Origin of the sequence: Prosthecodimorpha hirschii (genome assembly GCF_001305515.1) — a bacterium.
Classification (GTDB): Bacteria; Pseudomonadota; Alphaproteobacteria; order Rhizobiales; family Ancalomicrobiaceae; genus Prosthecodimorpha; species Prosthecodimorpha hirschii.
Window position 1 is genome coordinate 295136 of record NZ_LJYW01000001.1, and the last position, 15031, is coordinate 310166.

Below are 15031 nucleotides of genomic sequence, written 5' to 3' on the forward strand. Positions count from 1 at the left end.
CTTTCCCGGAGCCGGCGCAGCGCGCTCGTGCGGCCGCACCGGAACCGCGGGCGGTGGCTCCCGAGCCCCAGCCGCGCGCCGAAATCGGTCGCCAGCCGATGCCGAATCAACTGTCCGCCCTCGAACAGGAATTGTTCAGCGAACTGCGCTCGACGGTCGATCCCGATCGCACCCCGCGCGCCCGCGTCCAGCCTGCGGCGAGCGCCGCTCCGCCTCCGGCCCCCCAACCGCCTGCCGCCGCGCAGCCGGTCGCACAGAGAGCCGCCATGTCCGCGCAACCCGCTCCGCAGCCCGTCCGCCGCGAACCCGCGCCGGCACCGTCCCAGGCTGCCGGCGGCGACTTCGCCTCGCATCTTGCCAACGAACAGTATCGGTACGTGCAGAGCGGCGTCGCGGCCGGGTCCTACGATCCCGCCTTCGACGATTTCTTCGACGAGCCGACACAGCTGATCGATCCGCAGCAGCAGCGGGCCGGCCAGCAGGCCCCGGCGGCCCACCAGGGCGCCGCTGCCTATCCGGGCGGTGCGAGCCATGGATCCGTCGGACATGGTCAGGGCCAGGGCGGCCGCGCCCAGGGCGGCCATGGTCCGCTCCCCGGCGCGCAGCCGGGCAGTCAGCGGACAGCGCCGGCCGCCTCCGATTTCGCCACGCCTCCGATGCCGCCCTCCGTCGACAGTCGGGTGCGCGCGCCGCAGGTCGAGCCGACCTTCGGCGAGTTCGGCCGCGAGGAGATCGCCGCGGCCGCCCGCGAGGCGCAGCCCTATCTCGGCGGCGCGCCGACCATGCCGGAGCATCCGCTTTCGGAGCGGTCCGCTGCGCGCCATGTGGCGCGCGAGCCCCACCGCGGCCTGATGGCCGCCGGCGTGGCGCTCGGTGTCTTCGTGCTCGGCGGCCTCGGCTTTCTCGGCTGGCGCGCGTTCGCGACACCCGGCGACGGCGGCACGCCGCCGCTGATCGCGGCCGATCCCAAGCCGATGAAGGTCAAGCCGGAAGGCCAGGCGACCGGACCGAGCGGCCCGAAACTGACCACCGACGGCACCGGCGAGGACAAGTCGCGCCTGGTCACCCGCCAGGAAGAGCCGCTCGACCAGGTCGCGGGCCGCACCCAGGACGGCCGCAACGTCCGGGTCATTCCGGGCGCGCCGAATTCCGCCGTCGCCGAGCAGCCGCGCACGGTTCGGACCGTGGTCGTGCGCCCGGACGGGACGATCGTGCCGTCGGGCGATCCGGCCCGCACGGTGACCACGACGCCGGTGCGCGTCGGCGAGCCCGCCCTGCCGCCGGGACCGGCGCAGCCGGTCGTCTCCCTGCCGCCGCGGGCCAACGATCCGATCGCAGCCCTGTCGGCCCCCAAGGCGCCGTCGACCGGCCCGGTCACGTCGGTCGGATCCGGTGCTCCGCCGTTGCCGGCGGCCGGCCCGGCGCCGGTCACCACCGCCACGACGCCGCCGCCGGCCACCCCCAAGCCGGTCGTGCCGACTCCGGTCACGGCGCCGCCGAGCGCCAATCTCGGCCTGCCCGGAACGCCGCCGGCGCCGCCGAAGCCGGTCGTGGCCCCGAAGCCCGCCGTCGCCTCGCAGCCCCTGCCCGCCGCCACCGGCGCGCCGCTGGCGCTCGGCGCCGTCCCTCCGACCCGGCTCGCCTCGAACGGTCCGGCCGCGACCACGTCCACGCCCGCCCCTGCGGCGGTGGCACCGCCCGCACCGATCAGCGCTCCGCCGCCCGCAGCGTCCGGCGACGGCGCCTGGGCCGTGCAGCTTGCCGCCGCCCCGTCCGACGCCGAAGCGCGCCGGGTCATCGCCGATGCCCAGCGCAAATTTTCCGGTGTCCTGGGCGGGCGCTCGACCTACGTGCAGGTCTTCGGCAGCTATCATCGGGCTCGCGTTGCGGCGGGCTCGGAGAGCGAAGCCAAGGCGCTCTGTGAGCAGATCAAATCCCAGGGTGGCGCCTGCTTCACCACCCGACGCTGACCGCGGAAACCGATTGCCATGACGGCCGCCGCTCGCTGAACGGCGGCCGCTACGCGTGACGGGGCAGGAACGGGAGCGTGCGCTGGGCCCACCCTTCGCAATGACTACCCGCCCATTGCGCCTGCAGCATGCGGCATCGCCGTCTTGTCACGGATCGCCCCCATCCGCTCCGAGGAGATCGAGGCCATGTCGTCCAACGCCGCCTTCATTTCCGGCTGTGCCGGCTTCGAACTGACCGACGAAGAGGTCGCCTTCTTTCGCGACGCGCGGCCCTGGGGCTTCATCCTCTTCAAGCGCAACATCCAAAATCGCCCACAAGTCTCTGCCTTGACGGCGCAACTGCGCGACGCGGTCGGGCGGCCGGATGCGCCCGTGCTGATCGACCAGGAAGGCGGGCGCGTGCAGCGGATGGGACCGCCGGAATGGCCGGCCTATCCGTCGGGGCGCACCTTCGGCCAACTCGCCGAGCGGGATTCCGCCGCCGGGCTGCGCGCGGCGTGGCTCGGCGCCCGGCTGATCGCCGCCGATCTCGCCGAGGTCGGCATCGATGTCGACTGCCTGCCGGTGCTCGACGTGCCGGTCGAAGGCGCCCATGACGTGATCGGCAACCGCGCCTATGGCCGCGAACCGACCATCGTCGCGGCGCTCGGCCGGGCCGCCGCCGAGGGGCTCATGGCCGGCGGCGTGCTGCCGGTCGCCAAGCATATCCCCGGTCACGGCCGGGCGGGCGTCGACAGCCATCTGTCGCTGCCTGTGGTCGACGTGCCGCGCGCCGCGCTGGAGGCGACCGATTTCCCGCCCTTCGCCGCGCTGGCCGGCCTGCCGCTCGGCATGACGGCGCATGTCGTCTATCGGGCGATCGATCCGGATCGGCCGGGCACCCTGTCGCCGGTGGTCGTCGAGGAGATCATCCGCGGGCGTATCGGCTTCACGGGCTGCCTGATGACCGACGACATCTCGATGCAGGCGCTGGCCGGATCGCTCGGCGACCGCAGCCGCGCCGCGCTCGACGCCGGGGTCGACCTCGTGCTTCATTGCAGCGGCCGCCTCGACGAGATGAAGCAGGTCGCCGCCGCCTGCCGTCCGCTCGAAGGCGCAGCCGCCCTGCGCGCGCAGGCTGCGCTCGACGCGCGGCGCCGGCCGGAGCCGATCGACCTGGCCGCAGCGCGCGATGAATTGGCCGATCTGATGGCCGCGGCGGTCGTCTGACCGGGCGACCCGAACCGGGGATCCGACGATGGCGGTCGAAAGCACCCGGATCGTGCCCGAAACGGCCGTTGCGCAGGCCGCCGGGAGCCGCGCCACGCCGCCGGCGGACGCCACCGCAGACGACTGGAACCGGCCGGTCCGCACGACGCCGGGCGCCAGCCGGGCCGAGGACGGTGAACCGGCCCTGGTCGTCGATGTCGACGGCTTCGAGGGGCCGCTCGATCTGCTTTTGAACTTGGCGCGCGCGCAGAAGGTCGACCTCGCCCGCATCTCGATCCTGGCGCTGGCCGAGCAGTATCTCGCCTTCGTCGAGGCGGCACGGGCGACGCGGCTCGAACTGGCGGCCGACTACCTGGTCATGGCTGCCTGGCTCGCCTATCTGAAATCGCGCCTGCTGCTGCCGTCGCCGCCGAGCGACGACCAGCCGAGCGGCGAGGAACTGGCCGCCGCACTGGCCTTCCGCCTGCAGCGCCTGGAGGCCATGCGGGCTGCCGCCGGCGCCCTGATGGAGCGGCAGCGGCTCGGCCGCGAGGTGTTCGCCCGTGGCCGCCCGGAGGCGGTGTCGGTGGAGCGCCAGGATGTCTGGCAGGCGAGCCTCTACGACCTGCTGACCGCCTATGCGGGCCTGCGCCAGCGGCAGATGGTCACCACGGTGCGGGTCGCCCGGCGCCAGGTCTGGGCACTCGCCGACGCCCGCGTCATCCTGGAGCGTCTGGTCGGGCGGATCGCCGACTGGACCCCGATCGTCACCTTCCTCGGCGCCTATCTGTCGCCGGAGATGCGCGCCACCGTGATCGCCTCGTCCTTTTCGGCGAGCCTGGAACTGGTGCGCGAGGGCAAGCTGGAGATCCGCCAGGCCGAGGCCTTCGAACCGCTCTATATCCGCACCCCGGCGACCCCGCGCGCCGAACCGGCGGGAGGGTCGGAATGAGCCGGCCCGACGCCGACCCTCAGGACCGGGACGAGGCGCCCTCGGCCGATCCCGACGCCTCGACCGCCGCCGACGGAGCCCCGGATCCGGCGCCGGCCCGCGGTCCCGAGCCGGCCGACGTCCGGCGCATGATCGAGGCGCTGCTGTTCGCCGCCGCCGAGCCGCTCGACGAGAAGACTCTCGCCGACCGTCTGCCGGCCGGCGCCGACCTGCGCGGCGCCCTGCGCGACCTGGAGGCGGACTACCGCGCCCGGGGGGTCAATCTTCTGCGCGTCGCCGGCAAGTGGATGTTCCGCACCGCCTCCGATCTCGCCTGGCTGATGGCGCGCGAGGCGCACGAGACGCGTCGCCTGTCGCGTCCGGCGCTCGAAACCCTGGCGGCGATCGCCTATCACCAGCCGGTGACGCGTGCCGAAGTCGAAGCGATCCGCGGCGTCGGGCTCTCCAAGGGCACGCTCGACGTCCTGCTCGAAACCGGCTGGGTCCGGATGCGCGGGCGCCGACGGACGCCGGGCCGGCCGGTCACCTACGGCACCAGCGAAGCTTTCCTGATCCATTTCGGCCTCGACAGCCTGCGCGATCTGCCCGGTCTGGAGGAATTGAAGGGTGCCGGCCTGCTCGAAGGCCGCATCCCGCCCGGCTTCCACGTTCCCATGCCGACCGACGATCCCGCACTGACACCCGACGAGGACCCGATCGAGCCGGGCGAACTCGCCGACCTGCTGGCCGCCGACGAGGCGGACGAACCCGAACCGCCCGACGCAACCTGAATCGGCATCGCAACCCGCGCCGGCATCACATCTCCAAGGTCCGGGATGAAATGCCGGTCCCGAAGCCCTATAGAGGAACCTGGCGGGGCCAGCCGCCGGTCCCGCGGAGAGCCGAGCCGCCTTGTCCACGATCGATCGTCACGCATCGCCGCTTCGCACGACGCCCGCCCCGCGCGCCAAGGCCGCTGCGACCATCGCCGCCCGCCTGACCTTCGAGACCGTCAGCCATGCCTATGACGGAGCCCCGTCCCTGCGCGGCGTGACGCTCGATGTCGAACCCGGCGAGGTGCTCTGCCTGCTCGGGCATTCCGGCTGCGGCAAGACCACCCTGCTCCGGCTTGCCGCCGGCGTCGAGCGGCCGGCCGGCGGCCGCGTGCTGGTCAACGGGCGCGAAGTGAGCGGCCCGAACGCCTTCCTGCCGCCCGAACGGCGCGGCATCGGCCTGATGTTCCAGGATTATGCGCTGTTCCCGCATCTGACCATCCTGGCCAATGTCATGTTCGGCCTGACCGCCCTGCCGAAGCGCGAGGGCGAGCGCGAGGCGCTGCAGGCGCTCGCCCGGGTCGGGCTGGAGAGCCACGCCTTCGACTACCCGCACGAACTGTCCGGCGGCGAGCAGCAGCGCGTCGCGCTTGCCCGCGCCATCGCCCCGCGGCCCTCGGTCCTGCTGATGGACGAGCCTTTCTCGGGTCTCGACCGTCGCCTGCGAGATTCGGTGCGCGACGAGACCCTCGCCGTCCTGCGCGAGACGCGGGCGACATCTCTGGTCGTCACCCACGATCCGGAAGAGGCGATGCGCATGGGCGACCGGATCGCCCTGATGCGCCAGGGACGGCTGATCCAGGTCGGCACGGGTGCCGAAATCTACAATGCGCCGGCCGACCTCTTCACGGCGCGCTTCTTCTCCGAACTGAACGTCATCCAGGGCCGTGGCGCCCATGGCGCGGTGGCGACGCCGGTCGGCAGCTTCGCGGCCGCCGGACTGGCCGACGGGGCCTGGGCGGATGTGGCGATCCGCCCGCAGGGCGTGCTGCTCGACCGGCCGGGCACCGGCATCCCCGGCCGCATCATGGAGCGACGCTTTCTGGGCGAGGTCGACCTGTTCGATGTCGCCGTCCAGGGCCTCGACGGGACCGTCAAGGCGCGGCTGCGCGGCGGCGGTGCGCTGTCGCCCGGCGCGGATGTCGGCGTCACGATCGATCCGGCCGAAGTTCTGGTCTTCCCGAAGGAGGCTGCCGGCCCCATATAGTCCTTCATGATCGCGCTCCGCTGCGCGGATCCGCAGCCGGGCAGCCGGACGCGGAAACCGTATCTCGCGCCGGCGGTGCCAGTCATGTTGCGGCACAACAGCAGTTTTGCCATAGTGCCGGCCGCATCGCCGCCAAAGGTGATCTCCGCGAGGAAATCGGGACCCCGTCCCGGCGCGAAGCGATCACGGGACATCGACGACACGCGGACGGCGCGGGGCCCAGACCGGACCCGGACCGTCTCGCACGGAGAAAGACGAAATGGGTTCCTTGAGCATCTGGCATTGGCTGATCGTCCTGGTGATCGCGTTGCTTCTGTTCGGCCGCGGCAAGATCCCCGAACTGATGGGTGACTTCGCCAAGGGCATCAAGAACTTCAAGAAGGGCATGCAGGACGACGAGGCAAAGGCCGACACGCCCCCGCCGCCGGCCGCCACCGTGCCTCCGAAGACCATCGAGAACCATCCTGCCGACAGCCGGGCCACGTCCGAGGACAAGTCCAAGGCCGTCTGAACAACACGCCCGGCAGGCGCTGCCGGCGCGGAATTCCGCATCGGCCGACTTGCGCCGGAGGCGTCCGGCATGCGACTTGGCGGTAATACGGGACGGGCGAACAGACCCCGGCTCCCATCAGGGACCGGGGCAGCCCGCGGGACGAGATGCTGGACATAGCCTGGAGCGAAATGCTCATCATCGGGGTCGTGGCGCTCGTCGTCATCGGCCCCAAGGATCTCCCCAAGATGCTCCGGATGGTCGGTCAGACCATCGGCAAGGTCCGGCGCATGGCGGCGGAGTTCCAGGGGCAGGTCAGCGAGGCGATCCGCGAGGCGGAACTCGACGACGTGAAGAAGAGCGTCGAGGACCTGAAGGCGCTCAATCCGGCCAACATGATCCGCAGCGAGATCGACGCCGCCATGGCGCCGGTCCATCAGGTCTCGCAGGACCTGAACGCAGAACTCTCGCGCATCGAGGCCGGTCTTGAGTCCACGCCGGCGGCAACGCCGGCCGGGCCCGCCGAAGGTTTTCCTGCCGATCCGGCGGCACCCGAGACCGTGACGGCCTCCGCCGAACCGCTGCCCGTGCCGAGCGCGGAAAGCCTGTCGCTGCCCGAGATCGCCCCCTACGAGCCGCCGGCCATGCCGCCGCGCCCGATGGGGCTCGAAGGCCCGCCGCCGATGCCGGACCTTGCCGCCATGCCGGCTGCGACGCCCGATCCGATCGACCCCATACCGCCGAAGAGCGCCTGATTCCATGAGCGAAGAGGACGATATCGAAGCCTCCAAGGCGCCGCTGATCGAGCATCTCATCGAATTGCGGTCGCGCCTGATCCGCGCCATCATCGCCATCGTGATCGCCTTCATCATCTGCTTCGCCTTCGCGAAGTCGATCTACAACTTCCTGGTCTGGCCCTACGACCTGACCATACGGCACATGACCGGCAAGCCGGCCGTGATGATCTTCACGGCGCCGCAGGAATTTTTCATCACGCAGATCAAGGTGGCCTTCTACGGCGCCCTGTTCTTCGCCTTCCCGGTCATCGCGACGCAGATCTACAAGTTCGTCGCGCCGGGCCTCTACAAGCACGAGAAGCAGGCCTTCACACCCTATCTGATCGCCACGCCGGTCTTCTTCGTGCTCGGCGCCGCGCTGGTCTATTTCATGCTGCCGATGGTGCTCGGCTTCTTCGCCGGCATGCAGCAGACCGGAGAGGGCGAGATCAAGATCGAGCTCTTGCCGCGCGTCAGCGAGTATCTGTCGCTGATCATGTCGCTGACCTTCGCCTTCGGCATCGTCTTCCAGATGCCGGTCGTGCTCACGCTGCTGGCGCGAATCGGCTTCCTCACCTCGGAGGACCTGCGCCTGCGCCGCCGCTGGGCGATTCTGATCGCCTTCGTGGCCGCCGCCGTGCTGACGCCGCCCGATCCGCTCAGCCAGATCTCGCTTGCGATACCCACCATCCTCCTCTACGAACTCACCATCTTCGCCGTCCGCTTCGTCGAGCGGCAGAAGGAGAAATCCGCGGCGAACGCTTCGTGAGCGTGAGGCCCGCGCGGGGCCGGCGCCGGCAAAGGCGCCCGGTCTCGCCGGGACGGCAACGACCTCTTTCCCCGAAGGCATGACGCCGCTTTCCGTCGGATCCGCGCAAGGCCGCGCGTCCGACCGTGCCGAGGGACGACGATGTTCGACATCCGCTGGATCCGCGACAATGCCGAGGCTTTCGACCGCGCGCTGGTCAACCGCGGCAAGGCTCCGCTGTCGGCCACCCTGCTCGAAATCGACGATCGCCGCCGCGCCCAGATGACCCGCCTGCAGGAGATGCAGGCGCGCCAGAATGCCGCCTCGAAGGATATCGGCAAGGCCAAGGCGACCAAGGACGAGGCCCGGGCGCAGGCGCTGATGGCCGAGGTCGCGTCACTCAAGGCCGACATCCAGGCCGGCGAGGCCGCCGACCGCACCATTCAGGCCGAACTCGAGGCCGCGCTGGCCGAGATCCCGAACGTGCCGCAGGCCGACGTGCCGGTCGGGTCGGACGAACACGGCAATGTCGAGGTGCGCCGGGTCGGCACGCCGCGCAGCTTCGATTTCGCGCCGAAGCAGCATTTCGAGATCGGCGAGGCGCTCGGCCTGATGGATTTCGAGACCGCCGGCAAGGTCTCGGGCGCCCGCTTCGTGTTCCTGAAGGGCAAGCTCGCGCGGCTCGAACGCGCGCTCGGCCAGTTCATGCTCGACCTGCACACCGACGTGCACGGCTATACCGAGATCGACCCGCCCTTCCTGGTCAAGACCGAGAGCGCCTACGGCACCGGCAACCTGCCGAAATTCGCCGAGGATCTGTTCCGCACGACCGAAGGTTTCTGGCTGGTGCCGACCGCCGAGATCCCGCTCACCAATATCGTGCGCGAGGAAATTCTCGACGAGACCGCGCTGCCGTTCCGCTTCACCGCCTGGACGCCGTGCTTCCGCTCGGAGGCCGGTTCGGCCGGACGCGACACGCGCGGCATGATCCGGCAGCACCAGTTCCTGAAGGTCGAGCTGGTCTCGATCACCACGCCGGAGAACTCGGCGGCCGAGCACGAGCGCATGACGGCGGCGGCCGAAGAGGTCCTGAAGCGGCTCGAACTGCCGTTCCGCACCATGGCGCTGTGCACCGGCGACATGGGCTTCGCCTCGCAGAAGACCTACGACCTGGAAGTCTGGCTGCCGGGTCAGAATGCCTATCGTGAGATCTCGTCCTGCTCGAACTGCGGCGACTTCCAGGCCCGCCGCATGAATGCGCGCTACCGGCCGCAGGAGGGCAAGGGCACCCGTTTCGTGCACACGCTGAATGGGTCGGGCGTCGCCGTCGGCCGCGCGCTGGTCGCGGTCCTGGAAAACTACCAGAACGCCGACGGCAGCGTCACGGTCCCGTCGGTGCTGCGGCCCTATATGGGCGGCCTGGAGGTGATCGGCTGACCGGCCGCGCGGTCGTCAGCCTGTCGCCTTCGCCCCTCACCCGCCCTGCCGGCCGCCCACGGCCGCGTCCGCATTCGTCGAGGTTTCCATGCGCATCCTGATCACCAATGACGACGGCATCCATGCGCCGGGCCTCGCCGTGCTGGAAGAGATCGCGCGTGCGCTGTCGGACGATGTCTGGGTCGTCGCGCCGGAGACCGACCAGTCCGGCAAGGCGCATTCGCTGACCCTGTCGGATCCCCTGCGCCTGCGCGAGATCGACGCCCGCCATGTCGCGGTGCGCGGCACGCCGACCGACTGCGTGATTATGGGTCTGCGCCACATCCTGCCGGCGCGGCCGGATCTGGTCCTGTCCGGCGTCAACCGCGGCGCCAACATCGCCGACGACGTGACCTATTCGGGCACGGTCGCCGGCGCCATGGAGGGCACCATCCTGGGCGTCCCGTCGATCGCGCTCAGCCAGGCCTTCGGCTGGCCGAAGGGCTCCGACGTGCCCTGGGACACCGCGCGCGCCCACGGCCCGGACGTGATCCGGCGCCTGATCGAGGCCGGCATTCCCGACGGCGTGCTAATGAACGTCAACTTCCCGAACCGCGCGCCCGACGCCGTGACCGGCGTCATCGCAACCGCCCAGGGCGAGCGCAATGGCGACCTGATCCATGTCGACGAGCGCATGGACAACCGCGGCTTCCCCTACTACTGGATCGCCTATCGCCCGAAGCGCCTGGAACCGCTCGAAGGCACCGATTTGTGGGCCCTCGACCAGGGCGCCATCTCGGTCACCCCGCTCCGCCTCGACCTGACCGACCACGGCCTGCGCCAGAAGCTCGCCCATACGTTCCGATAGTTTATGTCTGGGTTGCGCTTCGGTCGAGATTGCGTTTCGAGACTATGACGATCCCTCGATAGCATCCCCGGACAAGGCCCGTCAGGGCCGCCGATCCGGGGCCCACTCGCCTCGCGAGCACCGGCAAGATCGCGTTCGAAAACAAGGCCTTGCAACACGCTCCGAGCAGAGTGGGTCCCGGCTCTCCGCTACGCTCCGGCCGGGAATGCGATGGGAAATCACCCCTTCATTCCCAGATACTGGGGACCTTCTTCGATCCCGCAATCGCATCCCCGGACAAGGCCCGAAGGGCCGCCGATCCGGGGCCTACTCGCCTCGCAGCGGCAGCAAGATCGCGTTCGAAAACAAGGTCTTGCGACATGCTCGCGGCAGAGTGGGTCCGGCTCTCCGCTGCGCTCCGGCCGGGAATGCGATGGGAGATCGCGCTTTCATTCCCAGATCCGGGGGACCTTCTTCGATCCCGCAGTCGCATCCCCGGACAAGGCCCGAAGGGCCGCCGATCCGGGGCCCACTCGTCTCGCGAGCGGCATCAAGATTGCGTTCGAAAACAAGATCTTGCGGCACGCTCGCAGCAGAGTGGGTCCCGGCTCTCCGCTACGCTCCGGCCGGGAATGCGATGGGAAATCACCCCGTCATTCCCAGATCCGGAGGACCTTCTTCGATCCCGCAGTCGCATCCCCGGACAAGGCCCGTAGGGCCGCCGATCCGGGGCCCACTCGTCTCGCGAGCGGCATCAAGATCGCGTACGAAAACAAGGTCTTGCGGCACGCTCGCAGCAGAGTGGGTCCCGGCTCTCCGCTGCGCTCCGGCCGGGAATGCGATGGGAGATCGCGCTTTCGTTCCCTGATCCGGGGGACCTTCTTCGATCCCTCGATAGCATCCCCGGACAAGGCCCGAAGGGCCGCCGATCCGGGGCCCACTCGCCTCGCGGGCGCCGGCAAGATCGCGTTCGAAAACAAGGCCTTGCGACACGCTCGCAGCAGAGTGGGTCCCGGCTCTCCGCTCCGCTCCGGCCGGGAATGCGATGGGAGATCACCCGATCATTCCCAGATCCCGGTGACCCGCGTCTATCTCACGACGCATCCCCGGACAAGGCCCGAAGGGCCGCCGATCCGGGGCCTACTCTCCTCGCGATCGCCGGCAAGATTGCGTTCGAAAACAAGGTCTTGCGACACGCTCGCAACAGAGTGGGTCCCGGCTCTCCGCTGCGCTTCGGCCGGGAATGCGATGGGAGATCAACCATTCATTCCCTGATCCGGGAGGACCTTCTTCGATCCCTCGATAGCATCCCCGGACAAAGCCCGAAGGGCCGCCGATCCGGGGCCACCTCGCCTCGCGAGCGGCATCAAGATTGCGTTCGAAAACAAGGTCTTGCGCCACACTCACAACAGAGTGGGTCCCGGCTCTCCGCTGCGCTCCGGCCGGGAATGCGGCTTCGGGGTGGGTCCCGGTATAGTGCTTGCCCTCAGCCCGGTACGTCCGCAACGGGGAAGCGGAGGCGTTCCTCGGGAACGACAAGGCCGGCGGAAATGACCAGCTTGGCGGCATCCTCGATCGACATGTCGAGCAGGATCACGTCGCGGCGCGGCACGAACATGATGTAGCCGCCGGTCGGATTCGGGGTCGTGGGGATGAAGACGGTCAGGAAGTCGGAATCCGGACCGAGACGGGCGCGGATTTCCCCGCGTGCCGGCGCCGACACGAAGACGATCGACCAGACGCCCTTGCGCGGCCATTCGATCAGGCCGGCCTGGGTGAAGCTGTTCGCGCGGTTGGCGACCACGGTCTCGAAGACCTGCTTCAGCGTCTTGTAGACCGGGCGGACGAAGGGCGTGCGGTCGAGCAGCTGCTCACCATAGGAGATCAGCGAGCGGCCGATCAGCGAGGCGGTGGCCGCGCCCAGCATGGTGATGCCGATCATGCCGACCAGCAGCCCGAAACCCGGCAGGGCGAAGGGGAGATAGGTATCCGGGTTCCAGGACGGCGGGATCAGCGGCTTCACGGTCGCGTCGACCCAGTCGATCAGCGACCGGGCGATATAGAAGGTGATCGCCAGCGGGCCGACCACCACGATGCCGGTCACGAAATTGTTGCGCAACTGCGTGACCGCATTCTGCCGCTGCTGGTGTTCCTCCGCCATTCCGTCCCCGTCGTCACACGCCCGCCCGCCCGGATGCTACTCGGGTCGGCGCGTCGGCAAAAGCCGTTTCGCGCGGCAGGCCGTACCGTCGTACCGCATCTTTCCTGGGCAGACCGCGGCGTGGCGATGCCGGCTAACGAAATCGGGTCAGTCGCCGCGGCGGGTTTCCGCCAGGACGCCGAGATAGGTCTGCGCGACCGTGGAAGCCGCGATGGCGGTGATGTCGGCGTGATCGTAAGCCGGCGCCACTTCGACCACGTCGCCACCGACGAAGCCGATATCGCCGAGCGCGCGCAGGATCGACAGCGCCTCGCGCGACGAGAGCCCGCCCGCCACCGGCGTGCCCGTGCCGGGCGCGAAGGCCGGATCGAGGCAATCGATGTCGAAGGTCATGTAGGCCGCCCCGGAGCCGACGCGGTTCTCGATTCGGCGGATGACGCCGAAGATGCCGATATCGTCGAGTTCGTAGCCGTGGATGATCTCGATGCCGCAGGTCTCCGGCGCATGGGTGCGAATGCCGACCTGGATCGAACGGTCCGGGTCGATCACACCCTCGCGCACCGCGCGCAGGACGAAGGACCCGTGGTCGATCCGCTCGCCGTCGTCGGGCCAGGTGTCCTGATGGGCATCGAACATGACCAGGCCGAGCGCCCCGTAGACCGCCGCATGCGCCTTGAGCAGCGGCCAGGTCACCGAATGATCGCCGCCGAGCGAGAAGAGATGGCAGCCGGCATCGAGGATCTCGCGCGCCTGGCGCTCGATCAGGCCATGGGCCTCCCAGGGCCGGCCGTAGTCCCAGACCGCGTCGCCGTAGTCGACCACCGCAAGGGCCGCGAAGGGATCGGCCTCGAAGGGATATTGCGGGTCGCCGTCGAAGATCGCCGAGGCGCGTCGGATCGCCTGCGGTCCGAAGCGGGCGCCGGATCGGTTGGAGACGGCACTGTCGAACGGAATGCCCCAGACGACGGCGTCGACGCCGGCCAGGTCGCGCGTCAGCCGCCGACGCATGAAGGACAGCACGCCGCCATAGGTCGGCTCGGCCGCACCGCCAAGCAGCGACGGTCCGAACACGGCATTGTCGGTGGGACGCGGGCGAAGGGGATCTTTCGTGGGCTCGGCCATGCGGGATCGCTAGCACGCTCCCGTGCGGGCGGCCAGTCCTCCCGCGCGGCACGACGGGTGCCCAAAACGACGAAGCGCCCCACAAGGGGGCGCTTCGAAACCTTCGCGAAGTACAATCGAACCGATCAGCGCTTCGAGAACTGGAAGCTGCGGCGGGCCTTGGCGCGGCCGTACTTCTTGCGCTCGACGACGCGGCTGTCGCGGGTGAGGAAGCCGTAGGGCTTCAGCGCGCCGCGCAGTTCCGGCTCGAAATAGGTCAGCGCCTTGGAGATGCCGTGGCGCAGCGCGCCGGCCTGACCGGACAGACCGCCGCCTTCGCAGGTGGCGATCACGTCGAACTGGCCGTCGCGGTTGGCCGCCAGGATCGGCTGCATGATCAGCATCTGCAGGACCGGGCGAGCGAAATAGCTCGTGAAGTCCTTGCCGTTGACGGTGATCTTGCCGGAGCCGCGAACCAGCCAGACGCGGGAGACCGCGTTCTTGCGCTTGCCGGTGGCGTAGGCGCGGCCGAGCGAGTCGACCTTGCGCTCATGAACCGGAGCCGCCGCCTGCGTGGACGCGGCGACGCCCATGGCCTGGCCGAGTTCGGAGAGAGACTGGACTTCGGTCATGATCAGGCCCCCACATTCTTGCGGTTGAGCGACTTCACATCGAGCGCCGTCGGCTGCTGGGCGTCATGCGGATGCGAAGCGCCGGCATAGAGCTTCAGGTGGGTCATCTGCTTGCGGGCCAGGGGACCGCGCGGCAGCATGCGCAGCACGGCCTTCTCGAGCACGCGCTCCGGGAAGCGACCCTCGATGATCTTGCGCGCGGTCCGCTCCTTGATGCCACCGGGATGACCGGTGTGCCAGTAGTAGACCTTGTCGTTGTACTTGTTGCCGGTCAGCACGACCTTGTCGGCATTGACGACGATGACGTGATCGCCGCAGTCGACATGCGGAGTGAAGGTCGGCTTGTGCTTGCCGCGCAGGCGCATGGCGATGAGGGAGGCGAGGCGACCGAGTACGACGCCTTCGGCGTCGATCAGGATCCACTTCTTCTCCACCTCGGCCGGCTTCGCCGAATAGGTGCTCATGGGTTTCGTCCTGGTTCAGGAGAAAGGTAGAAGGAGTCGGACCGGCTCCCCTGCCCTCCCGGATCCGTTGCCGGCGCCTCGGCACCGGGTGCGGATCGGGCGAACCCTGCGGGATCGTCCGAAAACGAGACGACGGCCGTCGCCGGCCGCCGCGTTCGGGCTTTGATGTACTGGCACGAAGCCGACAAGTCAAGCGTCACATCGGGCGCAAAAAATCGAATTATCCGTTCAATATCATCACGTTAGACGTATGCGGCATCATAATAC

General features: G+C 69.4%; 14 protein-coding genes. 10 read left to right on the forward strand and 4 right to left on the reverse strand.

What is annotated here, in order from left to right; all coding sequences use genetic code 11:
• Positions 1 to 266: 266 nt before the first annotated feature.
• The 10 genes from ABB55_RS01190 (at position 267) to surE (ending at position 10427) form a co-directional block, all read left to right on the forward strand.
• Positions 267 to 1970 carry an SPOR domain-containing protein gene (locus ABB55_RS01190; RefSeq protein WP_152981883.1) on the forward strand — a complete coding sequence of 568 codons (1704 nt, stop codon included), beginning with the start codon at positions 267 to 269 and terminating at the stop codon, positions 1968 to 1970.
• 186 nt (positions 1971 to 2156) lie between these two features.
• The gene (gene nagZ / locus ABB55_RS01195) at positions 2157 to 3179 is read left to right on the forward strand and encodes a beta-N-acetylhexosaminidase (RefSeq protein WP_054357171.1); all 1023 of its coding nucleotides are present in this window, start codon (positions 2157 to 2159) and stop codon (positions 3177 to 3179) included.
• Between the two features lie 28 nt (positions 3180 to 3207).
• Positions 3208 to 4110 carry a segregation and condensation protein A gene (locus ABB55_RS01200; protein WP_083463248.1) on the forward strand — a complete coding sequence of 301 codons (903 nt, stop codon included), beginning with the start codon at positions 3208 to 3210 and terminating at the stop codon, positions 4108 to 4110.
• Positions 4107 to 4880, forward strand: a complete 774-nt coding sequence (gene scpB / locus ABB55_RS01205) for an SMC-Scp complex subunit ScpB (protein WP_083463249.1) — start codon at positions 4107 to 4109, stop codon at positions 4878 to 4880. Before ABB55_RS01200 ends, scpB begins: the two co-directional genes overlap by 4 nt.
• A 121-nt stretch (positions 4881 to 5001) precedes the next feature.
• On the forward strand, positions 5002 to 6129 hold the full coding sequence (locus tag ABB55_RS01210) for an ABC transporter ATP-binding protein (RefSeq protein WP_394367213.1): 1128 nt from the start codon (positions 5002 to 5004) through the stop codon (positions 6127 to 6129).
• A 259-nt stretch (positions 6130 to 6388) separates the two neighbouring features.
• Positions 6389 to 6640: a twin-arginine translocase TatA/TatE family subunit gene (locus tag ABB55_RS01215; protein ID WP_054357172.1), complete on the forward strand. Its 252-nt coding sequence runs from the start codon at positions 6389 to 6391 to the stop codon at positions 6638 to 6640.
• A 170-nt stretch (positions 6641 to 6810) separates the two neighbouring features.
• Positions 6811 to 7374 (forward strand): Sec-independent protein translocase protein TatB, encoded by a 564-nt coding sequence (tatB, locus tag ABB55_RS01220; RefSeq protein WP_054357173.1) that lies wholly within the window; start codon positions 6811 to 6813, stop codon positions 7372 to 7374.
• Between the two features lie 4 nt (positions 7375 to 7378).
• A complete protein-coding gene (gene tatC, locus ABB55_RS01225; protein ID WP_054357174.1) occupies positions 7379 to 8164 on the forward strand; it encodes a twin-arginine translocase subunit TatC in 786 nt (261 codons plus the stop codon).
• Between the two features lie 141 nt (positions 8165 to 8305).
• Positions 8306 to 9580: a serine--tRNA ligase gene (gene serS, locus ABB55_RS01230; protein WP_054357175.1), complete on the forward strand. Its 1275-nt coding sequence runs from the start codon at positions 8306 to 8308 to the stop codon at positions 9578 to 9580.
• A gap of 88 nt (positions 9581 to 9668) precedes the next feature.
• The gene (gene surE, locus ABB55_RS01235; RefSeq protein WP_054357176.1) at positions 9669 to 10427 is read left to right on the forward strand and encodes a 5'/3'-nucleotidase SurE; all 759 of its coding nucleotides are present in this window, start codon (positions 9669 to 9671) and stop codon (positions 10425 to 10427) included.
• A gap of 1465 nt (positions 10428 to 11892) precedes the next feature.
• On the opposite strand, the gene ABB55_RS01240 is transcribed toward surE, so the two are convergent.
• The 4 genes from ABB55_RS01240 to rplM form a co-directional block, all read right to left on the reverse strand.
• A complete protein-coding gene (locus ABB55_RS01240) occupies positions 11893 to 12567 on the reverse strand; it encodes a DUF502 domain-containing protein (RefSeq protein ID WP_054357177.1) in 675 nt (224 codons plus the stop codon).
• Positions 12568 to 12714: 147 nt separating this feature from the next.
• Positions 12715 to 13689 carry an agmatinase gene (speB, locus tag ABB55_RS01245; protein ID WP_054357178.1) on the reverse strand — a complete coding sequence of 325 codons (975 nt, stop codon included), beginning with the start codon at positions 13687 to 13689 and terminating at the stop codon, positions 12715 to 12717.
• 125 nt (positions 13690 to 13814) lie between these two features.
• Positions 13815 to 14300, reverse strand: a complete 486-nt coding sequence (gene rpsI, locus ABB55_RS01250) for a 30S ribosomal protein S9 (RefSeq protein WP_054357179.1) — start codon at positions 14298 to 14300, stop codon at positions 13815 to 13817.
• Between the two features lie 2 nt (positions 14301 to 14302).
• A complete protein-coding gene (gene rplM / locus ABB55_RS01255; protein WP_054357180.1) occupies positions 14303 to 14764 on the reverse strand; it encodes a 50S ribosomal protein L13 in 462 nt (153 codons plus the stop codon).
• Between the last annotated feature and the right edge of the window lie 267 nt (positions 14765 to 15031).

Coding starts and splice junctions, on each gene's coding strand:
- serS (WP_054357175.1), top strand. CDS start 8,306: ATGTTCGACATCCGCTGGATCCGCGACAATGCCGAGGCTTTCGACCGC.
- tatC (WP_054357174.1), top strand. CDS start 7,379: ATGAGCGAAGAGGACGATATCGAAGCCTCCAAGGCGCCGCTGATCGAG.
- surE (WP_054357176.1), top strand. CDS start 9,669: ATGCGCATCCTGATCACCAATGACGACGGCATCCATGCGCCGGGCCTC.
- ABB55_RS01200 (WP_083463248.1), top strand. CDS start 3,208: ATGGCGGTCGAAAGCACCCGGATCGTGCCCGAAACGGCCGTTGCGCAG.
- ABB55_RS01215 (WP_054357172.1), top strand. CDS start 6,389: ATGGGTTCCTTGAGCATCTGGCATTGGCTGATCGTCCTGGTGATCGCG.
- ABB55_RS01240 (WP_054357177.1), bottom strand. CDS start 12,567: ATGGCGGAGGAACACCAGCAGCGGCAGAATGCGGTCACGCAGTTGCGC.
- nagZ (WP_054357171.1), top strand. CDS start 2,157: ATGTCGTCCAACGCCGCCTTCATTTCCGGCTGTGCCGGCTTCGAACTG.
- ABB55_RS01190 (WP_152981883.1), top strand. CDS start 267: ATGTCCGCGCAACCCGCTCCGCAGCCCGTCCGCCGCGAACCCGCGCCG.
- speB (WP_054357178.1), bottom strand. CDS start 13,689: ATGGCCGAGCCCACGAAAGATCCCCTTCGCCCGCGTCCCACCGACAAT.
- scpB (WP_083463249.1), top strand. CDS start 4,107: ATGAGCCGGCCCGACGCCGACCCTCAGGACCGGGACGAGGCGCCCTCG.
- tatB (WP_054357173.1), top strand. CDS start 6,811: ATGCTCATCATCGGGGTCGTGGCGCTCGTCGTCATCGGCCCCAAGGAT.
- rplM (WP_054357180.1), bottom strand. CDS start 14,764: ATGAGCACCTATTCGGCGAAGCCGGCCGAGGTGGAGAAGAAGTGGATC.
- rpsI (WP_054357179.1), bottom strand. CDS start 14,300: ATGACCGAAGTCCAGTCTCTCTCCGAACTCGGCCAGGCCATGGGCGTC.